Below are 20,805 nucleotides of genomic sequence, written 5' to 3'. Positions count from 1 at the left end.
GAGACCTATGGCGAGGGGCGGCGACGGTCTCCGTTGACCGTCAGCCGCCCCCGCTGTGCGCTTGGGGGTGGTGCCTACATCCGCTCGGGCGCCGTCACGCCCAGGAGCGTGAGGCCGTTGGCGACGACCGTGCGCGTCGCGTCGGCCAGCCAGAGGCGGGCGCGCGTGAGGTCGGTGACCTCCTCGTCGCCACGCGGCAGGATCCGGCAGTTGTCGTAGAAGCGGTGGTACTTGGCGGCCAGCTCCTCCAGGTACACGGCGACGCGGTGCGGCTCGCGCAGCTCGCCGGCCGAGGCCAGGACGCGGGGGAACTCGCCGAGGTGGCCGAGCAGGTCGGACTCCCACTCGGTGCTCAGCAGCTCCGGTTTGAAGTCCTCGGCCGTGCCGCGCGTGATGCCCTGCTCGTCGGCGTTGCGCTGGACGGCGCACATCCGCGAGTGGGCGTACTGGACGTAGTAGACCCGGTTCTCGTTGGTCTGGCTGGTCAGGACGTTGATGTCCAGCGTGATCGTCGAGTCCGTGGACGAGCGCGCCAGGGTGTAGCGGGCGGCGTCGACGCCGATCCACTCGACCACGTCGTCGATCGTGATGATGTTGCCGGCCCGCTTGGACATGCGGACCTCTTCGCCGTCGCGAAGCATCTTCACGAACTGGCCGATCTTCACCTCGATGTTGTGGTTCAGGTCGTCGCCCGCGCAGGCCGAGATGGCCTTGAGGCGGTTGACGTAGCCGTGGTGGTCGGCGCCCAGCATGTAGAGCGCGACCTCGGCGCCGCGGTCCCGCTTGGACAGGTAGTACGCGGCGTCGGCGGCGAAGTAGGTCTTGTCGCCGTCCGCCTTGATCAGGACGCGGTCCTTGTCGTCCCCGAAGTCGGTGGTGCGCAGGAAGACCGCGCCGTCCTGCTCGAAGACGTGGCCCTGCTCGCGCAGCCGGTCGATGGCCTTCTCGACGGCGCCGGAGTCGTGCAGCGTCTTCTCGGAGAACCAGACGTCGAAGTGGGTGCCGAACTCGTCCATCGAGCGCTTGATCTCGGCGACCATGAGCTTCAGGCCCTCGGTGCGGAAGACCTGGAGCTGCTCCTCCTCGGAGAGGTCGAGCACGCCCGGGATCGCGTCGGTGAGCGCCTTGGCGATGTCGACGATGTACTCGCCGACGTAGCCGCCCTCCGGCACCTCACGGCCGTTCGCGGCGGCCTGCAGCGAGGCGGCGAACTTGGTGATCTGCACGCCGGCGTCGTTGAGGTAGTACTCGGTGGTGACGTCGGCGCCGGAGGCCCGCAGCACGCGCGCCAGCGAGTCGCCGACCGCCGCCCAGCGGACGCCGCCGATGTGGATCGGGCCGGTCGGGTTGGCGGAGACGAACTCCAGGTTGATCTTCAGGCCCTTGAGGGCCTCGTTGCGGCCGTAGGCCTCGCCCGCCTCGACGATGGTGCGCGCGAGCGCACCGGCGGTGGCGGTGTCCAGGGTGATGTTCAGAAAGCCCGGACCGGCGATGTCGACCTTGGCGACGCCGGTGATCCCTCGCAGGCGGTCGGCCAGCAGCTCCGCGACGGCTCGCGGCGGCTTGCCGGCCGCCTTGGCGAGCTGGAGGGCCACGTTCGTCGCGTAGTCGCCGTGGTCCCGGTTCTTGGGCCGCTCGACCGTCACGTGCTCGGGCACGGCGACGGTCAGCTCGCCCGCCTCGACGGCGGCGCTCACTGCGGCCTGGACTGCCTGGGAAAGGTCTGCGGGGGTCACGACGCCAAGCGTAGGCGAGACGGGGTACCCGCCCGCCACCCGGTTTACCGGTTGAGACGGCGCCGCGCCGCCCCGCCCGGGTTGTCAGCCGCGATCCGTGTACTCCGTTCGCTCAGGGCGAAACCCGCCGGGGCTCCCCTGCGGCCGCATCAGCCGCCGGACCAGCGCCACCAGGTCGGCCGGGTCGAAGGGCTTGCCGAGGTAGCCGTCCACGCCGACCGTCTCCCCCAGGTCGAGGTCCGCCGGGGTGCAGGCGCTGACGATCGCGATCGGCAGCTCGCGGGTGTCCGGGGTCGCGCGCAGCCGGGCCGCCGTCCGCAGGCCGTCCAGGCGCGGCATCACCACGTCCAGCGTGATCACGTCGGGCTTCACCCGGCGGACGACCTCCAGGCACTCGGCACCGTCGGTCGCGGTCACCACCTCGAAGCCTTCGAGCTCCAGGTTGACCCTGATCAGCTGGCGGATCACCTCGCTGTCGTCCACCACGAGGACCCGCCCGGACACTCCCGACACCTCACCGAGGGTATCGGCGGCCCCGCCGCCCCGTCCGGCCTTTGGGCACTTCTGCCTCCCGCCGCCCGCCCGGACGATCTTCCGGGCCCCGACTGGATCTTCGGGAAACGTGTGCGCGGAGCACGGCCGGAGCCTGGTAGTGTTCTCGACGTCGGAAGCGCGAGCGGCCGACGAGGCCAGTAGGCCCCCGTAGCTCAGGGGATAGAGCACCGCCCTCCGGAGGCGGGTGCGTAGGTTCGAATCCTACCGGGGGCACTTCGCAGGAAGTGCAACTGAGGCCCAGATCAGTGGAGTTGATCCACGGATCTGGGCCTTCGTCGTGTTCCGGGCCGGATGGCCGCCCGCCCGCCGGGCGGCTCAGGCAGCGCCCTCGACCTGGGAGTAGAGGGACGCGATGGTGTGGTCGAAGTACGCGCTGTACGAGGTGTCGTCGCTCTCGCCGCCCTGCTGGTAGCCGCCGATGGCGCCGATCACGTCGCCGGTCGCGGTGTTGATCCACGGGCCGCCGCTGGTGCCGGCCGGGTAGGCCGGGCACTGGACGACCCGCTGGTAGGTGCTCTGCTGGGCGGTGGTGTTGGTGCAGAGGCTGGGCTCCTCGGTGTCGCCCGGGTAGCCGTACAGGCGGACGGTCGCGCCGAACGGCTCGTCGGTGCCGAGCTTGTTGCCGCCGACCACGTCCTCGACCTTGCGGCCGTTGCTGGGGGCGGTCTCCAGGATCGCGAAGTCCTCGTCCGCGTCGCCCTTCTGGGACCAGTCGGCGGTGGTGTGGATCGCGGTGACCTGCCAGGTGCCGTACGGGGCCTTGCCGTCGCGGTAGCCGGGGGCGAAGAGGACGCCGTCGGTGCTGGTGAGGCAGTGCGCGGCGGTCAGCAGCAGGTTGCCGGTGGGGCTGTGCAGCACGCTGGCGGTGCAGAAGTGGTTGCCGGCCGTCACCGAGCCCTGGAACAGCGCGCCCACCGTGGCGGCCTCGTGGTCGTCGCCGGGGGCGGTGGCGGTGGTGCCCAGGACGGCGCCGCGCCCGCTCGGGGTGGGGGTGGTGCTCGGGGTGTCGGTGGGGGTCGGGGTGTCGGTCGGCGTCGGGGCGGCCCCGGTCGGGGTCGGCGTGGGGCTCGGGGTCTGCGCGGGGGCGGTGACCGGCGCGGGCGGGGCCGGGGCCGGCGTGGTGCTCGGCGCGGCGGTGAGCGCGGGCCGGGCGCTGCGGGCGGCCTTCCCTGCGGCCGAGGCGTCGTTCAGGCTCAGCCCGTGGGTGCCGACCACGACCGCGGCGACGGCGGCGGCCGAGAGGGCGGTGAGCAGGGTCGGGGCCAGCACGCGGCGGCTCGCCTTCGGACGGCGGTGCTGACCCATGGCCTTGCTCTCCTGTCGTCGAACGGTGGAGTACCGGTCACTGACTATGACGCGTTCGCCTGCAAAGGGCGTTACTCGCGCCTTGGAGAGTCATGAGAAAAACGTCACCCGGCCCCGGGCAAGCGTATCGACCCCGTTCCGAACGGGGTCGACACCTCCTCCAACTGTGGCTTTCAGCCCGTCCGTTGGCGATCCGATGGGGCGGCGGCGCGGGCCTTGTCGGTCGGCTTTCCGTCCACCGCGGCGGCCGGGGCCCGGTGCGTCGCGGCCTCCCGGGCCGGCTGGGCCGACTCCGCGGCGGCCCCGCCCGGGACGGTGGTGGCCTCGCCGGGGGCGGGCCGGTGGTCGACCATCACGAAGGCGACCAGGGCCGCCAGGATCAGCACGCCCATCGCGACCCAGGTCGCGACCACGTAGCCGTGCACCGCGCCCTGGGCCCGTACCGCCGGGTCGGAGGCGAGCCGGGTGCCCAGGTACGTCGCGGTGGCGCTGGCCGCGATCGTGTTCAGCAGCGCGGTGCCGAAGGAGCCGCCCACCTGCTGGGCCGAGTTGATGGTCGCCGAGGCGGCGCCGGCCTCGTTCGGGGCGACCCCGAGGGTGGCCAGGCTCATCGACGGCATGAAGACCAGGCCCATGCCGAAGCCGAGCAGCAGTTCGGCGGGCAGCACCATGGCGGCCCACGGACTGTCGACCTTCATCTGGGTCAGCCAGGCCATGCCGCAGGCGGCGAGCAGCAGCCCGGGGCCGATCAGGTTCCGGGACGGCACCCTGGTCATCAGCCGGGCCGCGAAGCCGGTCGAACTGATCACGATGGCGCCCGTCATGGGCAGGAAGGAGAGGCCGGCGACCACCGGCGAGAAGTGCTTGATGGCCTGCAGGTAGTAGGTCAGGAACAGGAACAGGCCGAACATGCCGACCATGGCGAGGCCCACCGCGAGCGCGCCGCCGCCGCGGTTGCGGTCGGCCACGATGTGGATCGGCAGCAGCGGGTGCGAACTGCGCTTCTCGACCAGGACGAACAGCGCGAGCAGGGCCACGCCCAGCAGCAGCGAGCCGATCACCAGGCCGTCGCTCCAGCCCCGGGTGACGGCCTCGGAGGTGCCGAAGACGATCGCGAGCAGGCCTCCGCAGCCGAGCAGTGCCCCGGGCAGGTCGAGTTTGATCCGCCGGCCCTTGGCGATGTGGTCGCGCTGGAGCACCGAGAACGCGGCGAAGGCGGTGGCCACCGCGATCGGGGAGTTCACGAACAGGCACCAGCGCCAGTTCAGGTACTCGGTGAGCAGGCCGCCGGTGATGAAGCCGATCGCGGCGCCGCCGGCGGCGATCGCACCGAAGATGCCGAAGGCCGTACTGCGTTCCTTCGGGTCGGAGAACGTGGTGGAGAGCAGTCCCAGCGCGGAGGGCGCGAGCAGGGCGCCGAACGCGCCCTGCAGGGCACGGGCGCCGAACAGCATGGACGGGTCGACGGCGGCGCCGCCGAGGGCGGAGGCGAGCGCGAAGCCCAGCAGGCCCACGGTGAAGACGCGCTTGCGGCCGAAGAGGTCGCCGAGGCGCCCGCCGAGCAGCAGCAGGCCGCCGAAGGCGAGCGTGTAGGCGGTGATCACCCATTGCCGGTCCGCGTCCGAGATGCCGAGATCCTTCTGGGCGGACGGCAGGGCGATGTTCACGATGGTGATGTCGAGGACGATCATGAGCTGGGCGATGGCGATGACGGCCAGCGCCCACCAGCGGCGACGGTCCGCGTCCTCATGACCGGTGGCGGGTTGCGCAGACACTGGTCGAGCCTTCCGTTGGGGGGCGGAGAGGTCACGCAGTCGCCTTCCAGTCGACCTCCGTCCCGGACGGATCGCAAGGAAAAACCTTGCCAAATCGACCTTTCTCGGACAAAAGGACCAGGCCCTGGGACCTCCGGCGGAGGTCCAGGGCCCGGTCCCGCGGCCCGTCGTCAGAGCGCGGACAGCTCCGCGACCAGGTCGTCCAGCCCCAGCGAGCCCTGCGACAGCGCCGCCATGTGCCAGGCCTTGAGGTCGAACTCCGCGCCGCGCGCCTCGTGCGCCGCCCGCGCCGCCGCCCGGCCGCGCAGCCAGGCGCGCTCGCCGAGCTTGTAGCCGATCGCCTGGCCGGGCAGGCCCAGGTAGCGGACCAGCTCGCTGTCCAGGAAGTCGGCGGACAGGCCGCAGTACAGGCCGAAGAACTCCCGGGCGTGGTCCGGGGCGACCGGCTCGCCCGGGCGGTACGGGGAGTCGGCGGGGAAGTCCAGACCGACGTGCATGCCGATGTCGACGATCACCCGCAGCGCGCGCATCATCTGCGCGTTGAGGTAGCCGAGGCGGTGGCCCGGGTCGGTGAGGTAGCCGAGCTCGTCCATCAGGCGCTCGGCGTACAGCGCCCAGCCCTCCATGTTGGCGCTGACCCCGCCGAGGGTCACCTGGTAGGTGGAGAGCCGGTCGGCGACGTACACCCACTGCGCGAGCTGCAGGTGGTGGCCCGGGACGCCCTCGTGGTACCAGGTCGAGACCAGGTCCCAGACCGGGAAGCGCTCCTCGCCGAGCACCGGCAGCCAGGTCCGGCCGGGGCGGCTGAAGTCCAGCGACGGCTGGGTGTAGTACGGCGCGGCGGCGCTGCCGGGCGGGGCGATCCTGGACTCGACCCGGGTGATCGGCTCGGCCAGGTCGAAGTGGGTGCCCTGGAGGTCGCGGATCGCCTGGTCCATCAGGCCCTGGAGGTACTCGCGGGCGGCGTCGGAGCCCTCGATGGCCGGGCCGTCCGACTCCAGCCACTTCATCGCGGCCATCGGGCCGACGCCCGGGCGGACCTTCTCCGCCTCGGCCTCCATCTGCGCGCGCAGGTCGTGGAACTCGCTCCAGGCCCAGGCGTAGGCCTCGTCCAGGTCGAGGTCGGCGCCGGTCCAGTAGCGGACGAACCGGCCGTAGCGCTCCCGGCCGACCGGGTCCGGGGTGTCGGCGGCCGCCGGCCCGTACACGTCGCGCAGCCAGTCGCGCAGCGCGGCCAGCGCCTCGGCGGCGGCCACCGCGTGGCCGTCCAGCTCGGCGCGCAGGCTCTCCGGGGCGTCCTGGACGAAGGTGCCGAACCAGCCCGCCCGTCGCCCACCGCCACCCTCGCTCGAGCCGCTGCGCGGCGCACCTTCTTCTGGAACCTCCCCCTCCAGCCAGTCGCCGAACTGTCCGACCACGGTGGTCACCTGGCGCGGGCCGGAGAGCAGGCCGCGCTCGATGCCCTCGGCCAGGGTCTGCCGGTACTGCTCCAGCGCCAGCGGCACCCGGGCCAGGCGGCCGGCGACCACCCGCCACTCGGCCTCGGTGCCGGTGGCCATCAGCGTGAAGCACTCCCGCACGTTGTGCACCGGCGAGCCGAGGTTGCGCAGCGAGCGGTAGTCCTCGCCCGCGTCGTGGACGGCGAGTTCGGCGGTCAGCCGCTCGCGCAGCAGCCGGGCGCAGCGGCGCTCGGCCTCGTCCTCGACGGCGCCGCCCCGCTCGGCCTCGTCGAGCCGGGCGAGGGTGCGGCGGCCGAGCTCGGCCAGCCGGGCGGAGCCGGCCGGGGAGAGGTCGGGCAGGCGGTCGTCCTCGGGATTGACGCCGAGGTAGACCGCGATCAGCGGGTCCAGTTCGGCGAGTTCGCGGACGTAGTCGTCGGCGATGCGGCGCGGGGTGGTGCCGCCGGAGGTGATCGGTTCTTCAGCCATCCGCACATCATGGCGTGGCCTCGGGCGATTGCAAGACCCCGGCGATCAAGGGCGGCGATCGACCGGGGCGCCTCACCGGACGCAAACATCCATTCGGAAACGACCGTGCGGAGACAGGACCGGATCGCCCCGATGCCCATTACCCTGACGCCATGAAAGCCCGCCCCACCACGGCAGACGACCCGGCCACCGCCCCGACCGCGCCCGAGCCGCGCCCGCGGCGCAGCGGCTACCGGCGGCTGCCGGTCCAGCAGCGCCGCGAGCAGCTGATCGCCGTCGCCCTGGAGCTGTTCGCCTCCCGGCCGCCGGAGGAGGTGAGCCTGGACGACGTCGCCGAGGCCGCCGGGGCGTCCCGCCCGCTGGTCTACCGCTACTTCGCGGGCGGCAAGCAGCAGCTGTACGAGGCCGCGCTGCGCACCGCGGCGGACGAGCTGACCAGCCGGTTCACCGTGCCGGCGGCGGGCACGCCGTCCGAGCAGCTGGCGGCCGTCCTGGACGGCTACTTCGCCTTCGTGGCCGAGCACGACGCCGGCTACTCGGCGCTGCTGCGCGGCGGTTCGGTGGTGGAGACGGCCCGCACCTCGGCGATCGTCGACGACGTCCGGCGGGTGGCGCTCAAGCGGACCCTGCGCCACCTGGGGGTCCGGGAGGCCGGGCCGCGGCTGACGCTGCTGGTCCGCTCGTGGATCGCGGTGGTCGAGGGCGCGTCGCTGAGCTGGCTGGACGAGGGGCGCGCGCTGCCGGTGGACGGGCTGCGCGACTGGCTGGTGGACCAGTTCACCGCGATGGCGGCGGCGACGGCGCTGCACGACCCGCAGACGGCCGAGGTGCTGGCGGCGGTGCTGGCGCTGGAGGGCCCGCAGGAGGAGCGGGCCGGGCGGCTGCGCGCGGTGCTGGGCGGGAGCTGAGTCCGGGAGGTCCCGACCCCCGTGCCAAGGGTCGGGGCCCCAAGGGTCGGGGCCGCTGTCAGGCCTTGCCGAGCACCTGGCGCTGCCGGCCGAGGCCGTCGACCTCGATCTCGACGACGTCGCCGGGGGCGAGGAACGGCGTGCCGGGGTGGCCCAGGGTGACCCCGGCCGGGGTGCCGGTGACGATCACGTCGCCCGGGTCGAGCACCATGAACCGGCTCGCGTAGCGGACGAGCTCCAGCACCGGGAAGATCATCTGCGCGGTGCTGCCGTCCTGCCGCAGCTCGCCGTTGACCCACAGCCGCAGCGCCAGGGCCTGCGGGTCGGGCACCTCGTCGGCGGTGACCAGCCAGGGCCCGAGCGGGGTGAAGGTCTCCGCCGACTTGCCCTTGTCCCACTGGCCGCCGCGCTCGAACTGGAAGGCCCGCTCGGTGACGTCGTTGGCGATCGTGTAGCCGGCGATCACCCCGGCGGCCTCGGCGTGCGAGTCCAGGTAGCGGGCGGTGCGGCCGATCACGACGGCCAGTTCGGCCTCGTAGTCGGTCTTCTCGCCGTCGCGCGGCACCAGCACCTCGTCGTACGGGCCGACCACGGTGTTGCCCGGCTTGAGGAAGATCACCGGCTCGGCCGGGATCGCGAGGCCGGCCTCGGCCGCGTGGTCGCGGTAGTTGAGCCCGATGCCGACGACCTTGCCCGGCCGGGCCACCGGGGCGCCCACCCGCAGGCCGTCCAGGTCCACCACCGGCAGCAGGCCGGCGGCGGCGTCCCGCGCCAGCTCGGCGGTGTCCAGCCCGGACAGGAAGGCCCCGTCGAGGTCGCGGGCCCGTCCGGACAGGTCGTACGCGGTGCCGTCCTCGCCCAGCAGGACCGGGCGCTCGGCGCCCTGCGGTCCGACGCGGAGCAGTCTCATCGATCCGTCACCAGCCTTTCGTCGCGGCTCACCGGAGCGGCGGGGCGCCGCTCCGGGGTCCGGTGACGAGGTATACCAACCGTCCGGGGCGGCGGACCAGACCGTCCCGATGGGCGAAATCCTCCCGACTCGCCCGGGTGCGGCGAGGGCGAATCGGCCGCCCGTACGGTTGACAGGCCGGTGCGCCCGGGCTTCGCCGTTGGCGGAACCGGGCGCGCGGCGGCGCCGGGGCGCGTGATCATCCGGTCATGGAGATCACCCGGGTGCGCGAAGAACTGCACATGATCACACTGGAGTTCGGCACCGCCTACCTCTGGCGGGACGAGCACGGGCTCACCCTCGTCGACACCGGCATCGCCGGCTCGGCGGGCCCGATCGAGCGGGCCGTCCGCGAGCTCGGGCTGGACCCGGCCGCGCTGCGCCGGATCGTGCTCACCCACCACCACGAGGACCACACCGGCTCCGCCGCCGAACTCGCCCGCCGCTGGTCCGCCGAGGTGGTCGCGCACCGGCTGGACGCCCCGGTGATCCGGCGCGAGCAGCCGCCCGTGCCGCCGGTGCTGAGCCCGTTCGAACAGGAGCTGTGGGACGGGCTGCCGCCGATACCGCCCGCCGAGCCCTGCCCGGTGCACCGGGAGGTCCGGGACGGCGACGTGCTCGACATCGGCGGCGGCGCGGTGGTCGTGCACGTGCCCGGGCACACCGACGGCAGCATCGCGCTGCACCTGCCCGGGCCCGGCGTGCTGTTCACCGGCGACATCGCCTCCCACGTGCAGGGGCGGACCAGGCCAGGGGTGTTCCACACCGACCCGGCCCGGGCCCTGGAGTCCTTCCGGCGGCTGGCCGAACTCCCGGTGGAGACGGCCGTGTTCGGGCACGGCGACCCGATCGCCGCGGGCGCCTCAGCCGTGCTGCGCGGCGCCGCCGAGCAGCTCGGACAGCGCTAGCCCCCAGGAGGCGCCGGCGCCGTCGCGGGCCACCACCCGCTGCCAGCGGTCGAGGTCGCGCTCGGCGTCGGCCCGGGCCGCCGGGTGGGCGGCGAGGGCGGGCAGCAGCTCGCGCAGCAGGGCGACGGCGGCGCCCGGCCGGCCGTCCCGGGCCAGCCAGAGGGCCAGGTCGTGGCAGGTGCGCAGGGTGCGCGGGTCGGCGGCGCCGCAGGTCCGGGCGAGCTCGGGCAGCAGCGCGGTCAGGGTCTCGACGGCCCGCCCGAACGCGCCCTCCTCGCCGTACCGCCACGCCCGGTGGGCCTGGTCGCGCAGCTCCTCGGGGGTGCGGTCGCCGGTGCCGAGCATGCCCGGCCGGACCGTCCGCAGCCGGGCCCGCACCTCGGCGGCCGTGGCGGGCCGGTCGGCCGGGTCCTTGGCGAGCAGCTGGTCGACCAGGTCGGCCAGGGCCGGGTCGACGCTGCGCAGCCGGGGCGGAGCCTCGGTGGCGTGCTTGGTCAGGTAGCCGAGGGGCGTGTCGGCGCGGAACGGGAGCCGGCCGGCGCAGACCTCGAACAGCATGATGCCGAGGGCGTAGAGGTCGGCCCGGCCGTCCACCGCGCCGTCCGCCCAGCACTCGGGCGCCAGGTAGGGCACGGTGCCGACCACGCTGCCGCTGGAGGTGAGCCGGGGGCCGGTCTGGCTGAGCAGCCGGGCGATGCCGAAGTCGACCACCTTGACCCGGCGGTCGGCGTCGATCATCACGTTCCCGGGCTTGATGTCCCGGTGGACGACGCCGCTGCGGTGCGCGGCGTCCAGCGCCTTGCACACCTGGCCCATCCACTTCAGCGCGAGCCCGTTCTCCGGCCGCTCCCGCTTGAGGACCGCGGACAGCGCCTCGCCGCGGACCAGCTCCATCACCAGGTAGTGGGCCTCCCCGGCGCCGTCCGGGGCCCTCCCGTAGTCGTGCACGGCGGCGATGTGCGGGTTGGAGAGGCTGCTCGCCGTCCGGGCCTCGCGGACGAACCGCTCCACCGCCTCCTGGTCGGCGGCGTGCTCGGCGAGCAGCACCTTCACCGCGACCTGCCGGTTGAGCACGATGTCGCCCGCCCGCCACACCGCGCCGTAGCTGCCCCGCCCCAGCGGCGCCTCCAGCCGGTACCGGCCGCCGAGCAGGTCCCCCTGCCGCATCCGCTCCCCCAAACCCCGACCGTCCCCGCCCGGCGTGCGCCGGGCGGGGTCACGATAGCGGCGGCCGGGAACGAACGGGTGAACGACCGTGCTACGCGGGCTGCTTGGGCAGGCCGGGCGGGTTCAGCTCGGACGTCCGGACGGCTTCGGCCTCCAGGCCCCAGCGCTTGAGGACCTGCCCGTACGTGCCGTTCCTGATCAGCTCGTTCAGCGCCTGGTTGAGCGCCTGGACCAGCCCGTTGTCCTTCTTGGTGGCCGCGGCGATCTTGCCCTGGACGTCCTTGCCGCCGCCCGAGTAGGTGCCGACGATCTCGGTCTCGCCGGTCTGCGCGACGTGGAAGGACAGGCTCGGGTTGGGGCCGACGTACGCGTCGATCCGGCCGGAGGAGAGCGCCAGGTAGAACTCGGTGCCCTGGAAGTACTTGATGTCGATCGGCTTGCGGCCGGCCTTGACGTTCTCCTCGCTCCAGGAGATCAGCAGCTTCTCCTGGTTGGTTCCGGAGGAGACGCCGACCGACCGGCCGGCCAGGTCGGCGGGCCCGGTGACCTTGAGGCCGCTGCCCTTCTTCGCCTCGAAACCGAGGTTGTCCAGCCGGTAGGTGGCGAAGTCGTACTTCTCCTTGCGCGCCTCGGTGACGGTGATGTTGGAGACGCCGACGTCGTACTTGCCGCTGTCCAGGCCGACGAAGATGTTCTCCCAGGAGCCCGAGTCGATCTGCACCTCAAGACCGAGCACGTTGCCGAGCAGGTACGCGATGTCCGGCTCGACGCCGATCACGGTCGTGTCGTCGGTGGCGTGGAAGTCCAGCGGCGGGGTGGTGCCGAGCGAGTCGACGACCTTCAGCGTGCCTCTCCGTCTGATCTCCTCCGGGACCAGCGCCGCGATCGCGTCGACCTTCGGCGTGGTGACCCGGTTCTGGTTCGGCGACAGGTTCACCACGGTGCCGTTCGGCGCGACGGTGCCCCCGGCCGGGGCGAGGCCCGCCGCGGCGTCCGTGGCACCGCTGCCGCAGCCGGCCAGGACGAGGGCGGCGGCGAGGGCGCCGGCGGCGGTCACGAGGGCGCGACGGGGGAGGGACATGGCTCGAACTCCTGCTCGGTGAAGGGGGGTCGGTGACGGGGAAGGTGGGTGACGGGGAAAGGGGGGTGCGTCAGAGCACCTTGGCCAGGAAGGCCCGGGTGCGCTCGTGCCGCGGCCGGTCCAGCACCTCGGCCGGCGGGCCCTGCTCGACGACCACGCCGCCGTCCATGAACACCACGGTGTCGGCGACCTCGCGGGCGAAGCCGATCTCGTGGGTGACCACGATCATCGTGGTGCCGCTGCGGGCCAGGTCCTTCAGCACGTCGAGGACCTCGCCGACCAGCTCGGGGTCGAGCGCCGAGGTCGGCTCGTCGAACAGCAGCACCTTCGGCTCCAGGGCCAGCGCCCGGGCGATCGCCACCCGCTGCTGCTGCCCGCCGGACAGCTGCCGGGGGTAGGCGGCGGCCTTGTCGGCCAGCCCGACCCGCTCCAGCAGCGCCAGCGCCGCCGCCCTGGCCGCGGCCTTGGGCCGGCGCAGCGCGGCCACCGGCGCCTCCACGAGGTTCTCCAGCACGGTCAGGTGCGGGAACAGGTTGAAGTTCTGGAACACGAAGCCGATGCCGGTGCGCTGGCGCAGCACCTCGCGCTCCTTGAGCTCGTACAGCTTGTCGCCGGAGCGCCGGTAGCCGATCAGCTCGCCGTCGATCGCCACGTGGCCGCGGTCCAGCTTCTCCAGGTGGTTGATCGTCCGCAGCAGGGTGGACTTGCCGGAGCCGGACGGGCCGAGCACGACCGTCACCGAGCCAGCCGGGACGTCCAGGTCGACGCCGCGCAGCACCTCCAGCGGGCCGTAGCTCTTGTGCAGTCCGCGCACCCGCACCATCGGGGCGGGCGTCGGGGCGCTCTTCGTCAGGGTGGTCATCCTCGTCCTCCGGGGAGACGGGCCGGCAGGGCCGGTACGGCGGCGCGCAGGCGCTGCCACGGGGTGGGCGGCGGGGTGCGTTCGGCGCCGCGGGCGAAGTGGCGCTCGACGTAGTACTGGACGACCGACAGCAGCGTGGTCAGCAGGACGTACCAGACGGTGGCGACCATCAGCAGCGGCACCACCCGGCCCGTCCGGCCGTAGATCACCTGGGCCTGGTAGAACAGCTCGCCGATCGCCATCACGTAGACCACCGAGGTGCCCTTGAGCAGCGAGACCACCTCGTTGGCGGCGGCCGGCAGGATGCCCCGCATGGCCTGCGGCAGCACGATCCGCCAGGCCTGCCGCCAGCGCGGGATGCCCAGTGCGGCGGCGGCCTCGCGCTGGCCGCCGTCCACCGCGAGGATGCCGCCGCGGATGATCTCGGCGGCGAACGCGGCCTGGTGCAGCCCGAGGCCGAGCACCGCGGCGCCGAGCGCGCTGAGCACGCCGACCACCTCGAACTCGCCGAAGGTCGGGCCGAACGGGATGCCGAAGCCGAGGCGCTTGTAGAGGTACGAGAGGTTGAACCAGAACACCAGCTGCACGATCAGCGGGATCGAGCGGAACACCCAGACGTACCCCCAGGCGATCGCCCGCAGGATCGTGCTGCGGGACAGCCGCATCGCGGCCACCACGGCGCCCAGCGTGAAGCCCAGGACGGTTCCGTAGAACGTGAGCTGAAGGGTGATGCCGATCGCCCGCAGGATGCTGTCGGCGGTGAAGTAGAGGCGGAAGGTGGGCCAGTCCCAGCCGGGGTTGGTGGCCAGGCCGTGGCCGAACTGCACCAGCAGCACGAGCGCGGTGATCCCGGCCGCCCAGCGCAGCGGGTGCCGGGCGGGGACGGTCCGCAGGCCGTCCAGTTCGGCGAGGTCGAGGTCGGGGTCGGCGGCGCCGGGCCCGGGGCGGGTCGGGGGCGCGGCGGCTTCGGTGGTGACGGTCATCGCAGGTCTCCTTCGACGGGCCCGGCGGTCACGGGTGCTCGGGCGGTCACGGGTGCTCGGGCAGTCACGGGTGCTCGGGCAGTCACGGGTGCTCGGGCGGGCTGATCTGCGACTCCTTGATCGCCGAGTCGGCGACCCCCCACTTCGCGAGGATCCGCTGGTACGTCCCGTCCTTGATCAGCTGGTTGACCGCCGCCTGGAAGGCCGGGGTGAGCTTCGAGCCCTTCTTGAAGGCGAACCCGACGTCCAGCCGGTGGAACTCGCCGAGGAACCTCGTCCCGGACGCCTCCTGCGCGGCCTGGTGGCGCAGTCCGTTGATGGTGGACATCTCGACGTCGATCCGCCCCTGCTGGAGGCCGGTCAGCAGGGCGCCCGACTCGCTGAACGCCTTGACCTCGTACGGCTTCTTCCCGGCGTCGGTGCACACGTTGCGGTGGCTGTTCAGCGTGGTCTCGAAGGTGGTGCCGGCGCCGGTGCCGATGGTCAGGCCGCACAGCTGCACCAGGTCGGTGACGGGCCGGCGCTCGGTGTCGTCCTTCCGCACCGCGAAACCCTGGCCGTCGTCGATGTAGGTGACGAAGTCGATGGTCCGCAGCCGGGCGGCGGTGACCCCGAAGTTGCCGGTGCCGACGTCGAACTTGCCGCTGTCCAGGGCGGGCAGGATGGTCTCGAAGGCGGCGTCCTCGCGCTGCACGGTCAGGCCGAGCACCTTGGCCACGGCGTCGGTGAAGTCCACGTCGATCCCGGCGGGCTTCTTCGTGGCCGGGTCGGGATAGAAGGCGGTGGGCGGCACGCCGAAGGAGGAGCCGAACCGGATCGTGCCGGCGGCGCGGACCTCCTCGGGCAGCAGCGCGGCCGCGGCCTCCGACTTCGCGACCCCGGAGACGACGTCCTGCGTGGCGGGGGCGGCGGCCCCGCTCGCGCCGGCCGCGCCCGCGATCTTCGGGTCGGAGCCGCAGCCGGCCAGCGCCAGGGCCGGCAGCAGGACGGCGGCGGCCAGGGCGGCGCGGCGGCGGGCGGTGGTGGTTCTCACGGGGGGCCTTTCAGTGGGGTGCGGGCGGTGCGGGGTCGGCCGTTGGTGCGCCCTCGTCGGGCGGAGCGTCCTCGACGGACGGTGCGCCTTCGACGGGCAGCGGCTTCTCGAAGGGCAGCGGCCCGATGGTCAGCGGATCGGCCGCGAGGTCGAACAGCGGCGTGTAGCCGGCCGCCAGGTAGAGGCCCCTGGCCTCGGGCTGGCGCGGCCCGGTCGTCAGGTAGATCCGGGCGTAGCCGGCGGCCGCCGCCGTGCGCTCCAGCTCGGCCAGCACCCGGCGGGCGAGGCCGCGGCGCCGGTGGGCGGAGTGCGTCCACATCCGCTTCACCTCGGCGGTGCGGTCGTCGTAGCGCTTGTACGCGCCGCCGGCCACCGGTTCGCCGTCCTCCAGCAGGAGCAGCAGCACCCCGCCGTGCGGTTCGGTGAAGGCCTCCCCGGGGTAGCGGGTCAGTTCCTGCCGCGCCTGGGGCCCGTACCGGCGGACGTACTCCTCGGCGAGTTCGCGCAGCAGCGGCTCGACCAGCGGGTCGTCCACGGCGACCCGGCGGAACTCCGGGCCGCGGGGAGCGGCCCGCGGGCCGTCGCCGGTGGGGGCGCGGCCGAGGACTTCGACGGGCATGGCTCAACCTTTCGGGGCAGGCTTTCGGGGCAGGCCGGGGCGCGGCCGCGGCGAACGGCCGTGAAGCGGTGGAGCACGCGGAGTGCACGGAGCACGGGCGGGCGGGGGCGCGAGGGAGGCGGCGGAACTGCCGGAGCGCAGTGCGAAGCCGTCGACGGAAGAGGAGATCTGACGCTACGTCAGCACAGGAGGGGCAGGCCGAGGGAGGCGCCCCGGGAGGGTCGGGCCGGGCGGGCGGCCCGCCGCCGGTTCAGCCGCGACAGGCCGCCGACCACACCCGACCGAAGTCGATGTGGTCGCGGGTGACCAGGGGCTGCTGGGCGTTCATGGGCTCAAGTTGAGCAGTCGCCCGAGTGGTACGTCAACCATCCATCGTTGCCGCTCTGTTGCGATCTCTTGTCACCTTTTCGACCTCGCCGGGCGACCCGTTCGCCGCCCTTGACAGCCGTCGATCGCGCCCGCGTACGATCGGCGGCGGAGCGCAGTGTGCAAGCGCACCGGCCGCGTTGAGGGACGCCGGCCGGCGCGGGGCCCGTACGTGACGACCACCCGTACGTGAAGACCACCCGTACCACCCGCCCGCACCCCCTGCCCGCCTCCACTCCCGCCAGGAGCCTCCGCCATGGCCACCCCGCCGGCCGTCCTGCCCGCGCCCTCCGTCCGCAAGCCCCCGCCCGCCCCGGCCGAGCCCCGGATCGTCCCCCGCCGAAAGCCCGGCCAGTGGGCCGCCGCGGCCGTCGCGCTGCTGCTGGCCGCGATGGCCGCCGCCTCGGTGGTCCGCAACGACGCCTTCCAGTGGGGCGTGGTCGCCGACTGGTTCACCGCCCGCTCGGTGCTGAACGGCCTCGGCCTGACCCTGTGGCTGACCGGGCTCACGCTCACCCTCGGCTTCCTCTTCGGCACCCTCCTCGCCACCATGCGGCTGTCCGCCAACCCGGTTCTGCGCACGCTGAGTTGGGCCTACATCTGGGTGTTCCGCTCCACCCCGCCGCTGGTGCAGCTGCTGTTCTTCTTCAACATCGGCGCGCTCTACCCGACGCTCGGCCTCGGCATCCCGTTCGGCCCCGAGTTCGTCACCGTGAGGACGGTCAACCTGATCGGCCCCACCCTGACCGCCGTCATCGGCCTCACCCTGCTGGAGTCCGCGTACGCCGCCGAGGTGATCCGCGGCGGCATCCTGTCCGTCGACCGCGGCCAACTGGAGGCCGCCGCCGCGCTCGGGCTCGGCCGCTGGCGGGTGCTGCGCCGGATCGTGGTGCCGCAGGCGATGCGGGCGATCGTGCCGAGCGCCGGGAACATGCTGATCGGCGCGCTCAAGGGCACCAGCATCGTCAGCGTGCTGGCCGTCTCCGACCTGCTCTACTCGGTGCAGCTGGTCTACCTGCAGTCGTACCAGGTGATCCCGATGCTGGTGGTCGCCACCCTCTGGTACCTGGTGGTCACCACCGTGCTGTCCATCGGCCAGTACTACGTGGAGCGGCACTTCGCCCGGGGCGCGACCCGGGACGGCCTGCCGCCCACCCCGCTGCACCGCGCCCGCACGGCCGTGCGCACCGCCGCCCGCGCCGCCGTCCACCGGGCGGCGCGGTCATGACGGCGCTGGTGATCGTCGGCGCCGGCCCGCGCGGCACCGGCCTGCTGGAGCGGATCGCCGCCAACGCCGCCGAACTCCTGCCACCCGACCGGCCGTTGGCGATCCATCTGGTCGACCCGTACCCGCCCGGCGCGGGCCGGGTCTGGCGCCGCGACCAGTCCCCGCTGCTGCGGATGAACTCGATGGCCGAGGACGTCACCATGTTCACCGACGAGCGCTCCACCCTGGACGGCCCGGTCCGCCCCGGCCCCTCGCTCGCCGAATGGGCCCGCCGCCCCGAGGAGTTCGCGCCCTACCGGGAGGTCGCCGACCCGGCCGTACGGGCCGAGCTGCGCGCCCTCGCGCCCACCGACTTCCCCACCCGGCGCGCCCAGAGCGCCTACCTGGACTGGGTGTTCCGGCGCGCCGTCGCCGACCTGCCGCCGCACGTCACGGTCACCATCCACCGCGACACCGCCCGGCGGATCGACGGCCCGGCGGACGGCCCGCAGACCGTCCACCTCACCGGCCGGGCGCTCACCGCCGACCACGTCGTGCTCACCCTCGGCCACCTCGACTCCGCCCCGCACCCCCGCCACGCCGCCGACGCCGAGTTCGCCGCCCGGCACGGCCGCTTCCACCTGCCGCCCGCCTACTCCGCCGACGTGGCGGGCGAGTTGGCGGCCCTCGCGCCCGGCGAGCCGGTGGTGCTGCGCGGCCTGGGCCTGGCCGCCGTCGACCTGGTCGCGCTGCTCACCGAGGGCCGCGGCGGCCGCTTCGAGCCGGCCGGCGACGGGCCCGCCCTGCGCTACCGGCCGTCCGGGCGCGAACCGGTGCTGCACCTCGGCTCCCGGCGCGGCGTGCCGTACCACGCCAAGACCGGCTACCGGCTGCAGGGCCCGCCGGCCCCGCTCCCCCGGTACTTCGACGCGGCCGCCGTCGACGCGCTGCTCGCCACCCCGGGGCCGCTCGAACTGCGGCGCGACCTCTGGCCGTCGATGGCCAAGGAGGTTGCCTTCGGGCACTACCACGAGCTGTTCCACGCCCACCCCGAGCGCACCGCCCTGCCCTGGCCCGCGTTCCTGGCCCGCTACGACCGCTGCGCCTGGTACTCGCCCGAGCGCGCCGCCCTGGTCGCCGAGGCCGTCCCCGACCCGGCCGACCGGATCGACTTCGAACGGCTCGACCAGCCGCTGGCCGGCCTCGCCCTCGGCTCCGCCGAGGAACTGCAGGCCCACCTGCGGGCGTACGTCGCCGCCGACGCCGACCGCCGCGCCGATCCCGCGCACAGCGCCGACCTCGGTGCCTTCCTCGCCCTGCTCTCGCTGTTCGGCCAGCTCCCCCGGGTGGTCGCGAGCGGTCGGCTCACCGCCCGCTCGGTCGCCGAGGAGGTGGACGGGTGGTTCTCCGGCTACTTCAACTCGCTCGCCTCCGGCCCGCCCGGCTTCCGGCTGCGCCAGCTGCTGGCGCTCTCCGAGGCGGGGGTGGTGCGCTTCCTCGGTGCGGGCGTCCGGGTCGACCGGGACGAGGCCACCGGCACCTGGCGGGCCTCCGGCGCCACCGTGCCCGGCCACACCGTCACCGCCACCGCCCTGATCGAGGGGTACCTGCCGCAGCACGCGCTGCACCGCACCCTCGACCCGGTGCTGCGCCAACTGCACGGCGCCGGGCGGCTGGTGGAGGAACAGCTGGCCGACCGGGAACACACCCACCGCTCCGGCCTGGTCGCCATCGCCCCCGCCGACGGCCGGCTGCTCGACCCGGCCCTGGGCGGCGCCCCGCACCCCCGGCGCACCGCCCTCGGCCCGCACACCAGCCTGCGCGCGGCGGCCGCCTTCGCCCGCCCGCGCACCGACGCCCCGGCCTTCCGCCAGAACGACGCCGCCGCCCGGGCCCTGCTGCGCTCCCTCGCCGCGCTCCCGGCGGAGGTGCTGGCGGCATGACCGGGGCGCGTCCCACGGCCCCTACGGCCCCTACGGCTCCTCCGACGACTTCTACGGCCCGAGGATCTCCTCCACCAGGTCCGCGTCCGAAACGAAGCCCGGCGCCTCGGCCACCCGGTCCACGACACCCTTGACGCCCGTCCCGCGGCGCAGCGCCCGGGCCGCCTCCGCGCCGGACTCCCCGCCGGCCCGGACCAGCCGGACCAGCCGCTCCGCCTCCGCCCGGTCGAGCCGGATCCGCCAGCCGCGGACGACCTGGTTCGGCCCGTGCCGGAAGCGGGCCCGCTTCCGGTACTCCGCCAGGTCGGCCCGGGCGTGCATGCTGCGCCGGTCGTGCGGGCCGAAGGCCTCGACGAGGTCGGGCAGCAGTTCGTCCAGCCGGAGCGCGGCGCCCTGGAAGTCGCCCCGCTGGGCCTGGCAGGCCGCGAGGTCGCGCCGGGCCTGGAGGAGGAGCGGGTCGCGCGGGCCCCCGGCGAGCTCCAGCACCGGCAGCAGTTCGGTCAGCAGCCGGATCGCGGTCACCGTCTCGCCGCTGTTCCGGACGATCCGGACCAGGTCGCACCGCACCTCGACGGTCTGCGGATCGCCCGCCCCGAGGGCCGGCTCCAGGTCCGCCAGCAGGTCCTGCACCAGCAGGACGGCCTGCGCCGGCCGGCCGGCCCGGGCGAGGTGCGCGCCGAGCTCCCGCCGGGCGGCGACGACCTCCGGATCGGTCGCGCCCAGCGCCGGCAGCGCCGCGTCGACCACCGGCCCGAGGAGGCGCACCGCCTCCCCGGGGCTCGCGTCCCGCGCGGCCCGGCCATGCTCCAGCAGCCGGGCCCGCAGGACCGCCCGGTCCTCGACCGGTACGGGCACCGCGTCGCCCGGCACGGCCCGTCCGGCGTGCCACGCCGCCGGGGGCTCGGGGTAGGCCAGTGCCGGCCGCCCCACCGGCCGCAGCGTCGGCTGCCCCGGCCGGCGGACCGCGGCGCGCCGCCGCACGGGGGCGACGGCCGGGCGACGGGCCGGCGCGGTCCGGGTGACGACGGTCGGGGCCGGGGGCACGGCCCGCCCCTGCGCCGCGTCGGCGAGCCGCCGCTCGACCGTCCGGGCGTCGGCCGGCCGCTCGGCCGGGTCCTTCGCGAGCAGGTCGGCGACCAGCGCGGGCAGGTGCTCCGGCAGCCCGTACCGGGCCGGATCGAGCGCCGGTGGCGGCTCGTTGAGGTGCTGGTACATCAGCACCGGGGTCGAGTCCCCGGCGAACGGCCGTGCCCCGGTGAGGAGTTCGACCAGCAGGCAGCCGAGCGCGTACAGGTCGGCCCGGCCGTCCACCCGGCCGCCGGTCCACCGCTCGGGCGCCATGTACGGCGGGCTGCCGATGACCGTCCCGACGGTGGTCAGTCCGCCCGCGCCGGTGTCCAGCTGCGCGATGCCGAAGTCCAGCACCTTCAGCTGCCCGGCCTCGGTGATCATGATGTTGTCGGGCTTGATGTCGCGGTGC

Annotated in this window: 17 protein-coding genes and 1 tRNA gene; 5 read left to right on the top strand and 13 right to left on the bottom strand. The window is 74.1% G+C overall.

The window, feature by feature from the left end; translation table 11 throughout:
- Positions 1-74 precede the first annotated feature (74 nt).
- Both argS and VM95_RS10990 read right to left on the bottom strand, forming a co-directional pair.
- On the bottom strand, positions 75-1,736 hold the full coding sequence (argS, locus tag VM95_RS10995) for an arginine--tRNA ligase (RefSeq protein WP_045694777.1): 1,662 nt from the start codon (positions 1,734-1,736) through the stop codon (positions 75-77).
- An 84-nt stretch (positions 1,737-1,820) separates the two neighbouring features.
- Entirely contained in the window at positions 1,821-2,240 is a 420-nt protein-coding gene (locus VM95_RS10990) for a response regulator (RefSeq protein WP_045694773.1), read from the bottom strand.
- Between the two features lie 192 nt (positions 2,241-2,432).
- On the opposite strand from VM95_RS10990, the gene VM95_RS10985 reads away from it, so the two are divergent.
- Positions 2,433-2,504, top strand: a tRNA-Arg gene (locus tag VM95_RS10985).
- A 102-nt stretch (positions 2,505-2,606) separates the two neighbouring features.
- On the opposite strand, the gene VM95_RS10980 is transcribed toward VM95_RS10985, so the two are convergent.
- The 3 genes from VM95_RS10980 to VM95_RS10970 all read right to left on the bottom strand — a co-directional run bounded on the left by VM95_RS10980 (position 2,607) and on the right by VM95_RS10970 (position 7,299).
- A complete protein-coding gene (locus VM95_RS10980) occupies positions 2,607-3,596 on the bottom strand; it encodes a trypsin-like serine peptidase (protein WP_045694769.1) in 990 nt (329 codons plus the stop codon).
- Positions 3,597-3,769: 173 nt separating this feature from the next.
- Positions 3,770-5,410, bottom strand: coding sequence for an MFS transporter (locus tag VM95_RS10975; protein ID WP_107072926.1), 1,641 nt, complete (start codon positions 5,408-5,410; stop codon positions 3,770-3,772).
- Between the two features lie 131 nt (positions 5,411-5,541).
- Positions 5,542-7,299, bottom strand: coding sequence for a DUF885 domain-containing protein (locus tag VM95_RS10970; protein ID WP_045694765.1), 1,758 nt, complete (start codon positions 7,297-7,299; stop codon positions 5,542-5,544).
- 152 nt (positions 7,300-7,451) lie between these two features.
- Between VM95_RS10970 and VM95_RS10965 the strand changes: the two genes are divergently transcribed.
- Positions 7,452-8,207: a TetR/AcrR family transcriptional regulator gene (locus tag VM95_RS10965; RefSeq protein WP_078859783.1), complete on the top strand. Its 756-nt coding sequence runs from the start codon at positions 7,452-7,454 to the stop codon at positions 8,205-8,207.
- 58 nt (positions 8,208-8,265) lie between these two features.
- Here the strand turns inward: VM95_RS10965 and VM95_RS10960 are convergent, their stop codons facing one another.
- A complete protein-coding gene (locus VM95_RS10960) occupies positions 8,266-9,117 on the bottom strand; it encodes a fumarylacetoacetate hydrolase family protein (protein WP_045694762.1) in 852 nt (283 codons plus the stop codon).
- A 248-nt stretch (positions 9,118-9,365) separates the two neighbouring features.
- Here VM95_RS10960 and VM95_RS10955 point away from each other — a divergent pair, with 248 nt between their 5' ends.
- On the top strand, positions 9,366-10,064 hold the full coding sequence (locus tag VM95_RS10955; RefSeq protein WP_045694760.1) for an MBL fold metallo-hydrolase: 699 nt from the start codon (positions 9,366-9,368) through the stop codon (positions 10,062-10,064).
- Here VM95_RS10955 and VM95_RS10950 read toward each other — a convergent pair.
- From VM95_RS10950 to VM95_RS10925, 6 genes are all read right to left on the bottom strand, one after another.
- Positions 10,020-11,231: a serine/threonine-protein kinase gene (locus tag VM95_RS10950; protein WP_052707288.1), complete on the bottom strand. Its 1,212-nt coding sequence runs from the start codon at positions 11,229-11,231 to the stop codon at positions 10,020-10,022. The genes VM95_RS10955 and VM95_RS10950 overlap by 45 nt on opposite strands.
- A gap of 91 nt (positions 11,232-11,322) precedes the next feature.
- Positions 11,323-12,312, bottom strand: a complete 990-nt coding sequence (locus tag VM95_RS10945) for an ABC transporter substrate-binding protein (protein WP_045694757.1) — start codon at positions 12,310-12,312, stop codon at positions 11,323-11,325.
- Positions 12,313-12,382: 70 nt separating this feature from the next.
- Positions 12,383-13,174 carry an amino acid ABC transporter ATP-binding protein gene (locus VM95_RS10940; RefSeq protein ID WP_045694754.1) on the bottom strand — a complete coding sequence of 264 codons (792 nt, stop codon included), beginning with the start codon at positions 13,172-13,174 and terminating at the stop codon, positions 12,383-12,385.
- On the bottom strand, positions 13,171-14,157 hold the full coding sequence (locus tag VM95_RS10935) for an amino acid ABC transporter permease (RefSeq protein ID WP_045694751.1): 987 nt from the start codon (positions 14,155-14,157) through the stop codon (positions 13,171-13,173). Before VM95_RS10935 ends, VM95_RS10940 begins: the two co-directional genes overlap by 4 nt.
- An 82-nt stretch (positions 14,158-14,239) precedes the next feature.
- Positions 14,240-15,190 (bottom strand): ABC transporter substrate-binding protein, encoded by a 951-nt coding sequence (locus VM95_RS10930; protein WP_045694748.1) that lies wholly within the window; start codon positions 15,188-15,190, stop codon positions 14,240-14,242.
- A gap of 10 nt (positions 15,191-15,200) precedes the next feature.
- Entirely contained in the window at positions 15,201-15,809 is a 609-nt protein-coding gene (locus tag VM95_RS10925) for a GNAT family N-acetyltransferase (protein WP_078859782.1), read from the bottom strand.
- Between the two features lie 622 nt (positions 15,810-16,431).
- Here VM95_RS10925 and VM95_RS10920 point away from each other — a divergent pair.
- Together VM95_RS10920 and VM95_RS10915 are read left to right on the top strand one after the other, a co-directional pair.
- Complete coding sequence (locus VM95_RS10920; RefSeq protein ID WP_045694746.1) at positions 16,432-17,403, top strand: amino acid ABC transporter permease; 972 nt, start codon at positions 16,432-16,434, stop codon at positions 17,401-17,403.
- The gene (locus VM95_RS10915) at positions 17,400-19,325 is read left to right on the top strand and encodes an FAD/NAD(P)-binding protein (protein WP_045694743.1); all 1,926 of its coding nucleotides are present in this window, start codon (positions 17,400-17,402) and stop codon (positions 19,323-19,325) included. The genes VM95_RS10920 and VM95_RS10915 overlap by 4 nt, the downstream gene beginning before the upstream one ends.
- Positions 19,326-19,376: 51 nt before the next feature.
- Here the strand turns inward: VM95_RS10915 and VM95_RS38710 are convergent.
- A partial coding sequence (locus VM95_RS38710; protein ID WP_052707287.1) for a protein kinase domain-containing protein occupies positions 19,377-20,805 on the bottom strand: 1,429 nt, incomplete at its 5' end.

Source organism: Streptomyces rubellomurinus (assembly GCF_000961885.1).
Lineage (GTDB): Bacteria > Actinomycetota > Actinomycetes > Streptomycetales > Streptomycetaceae > Kitasatospora > Kitasatospora rubellomurina.
This window is presented reverse-complemented; position numbering and strand designations above follow the sequence as displayed.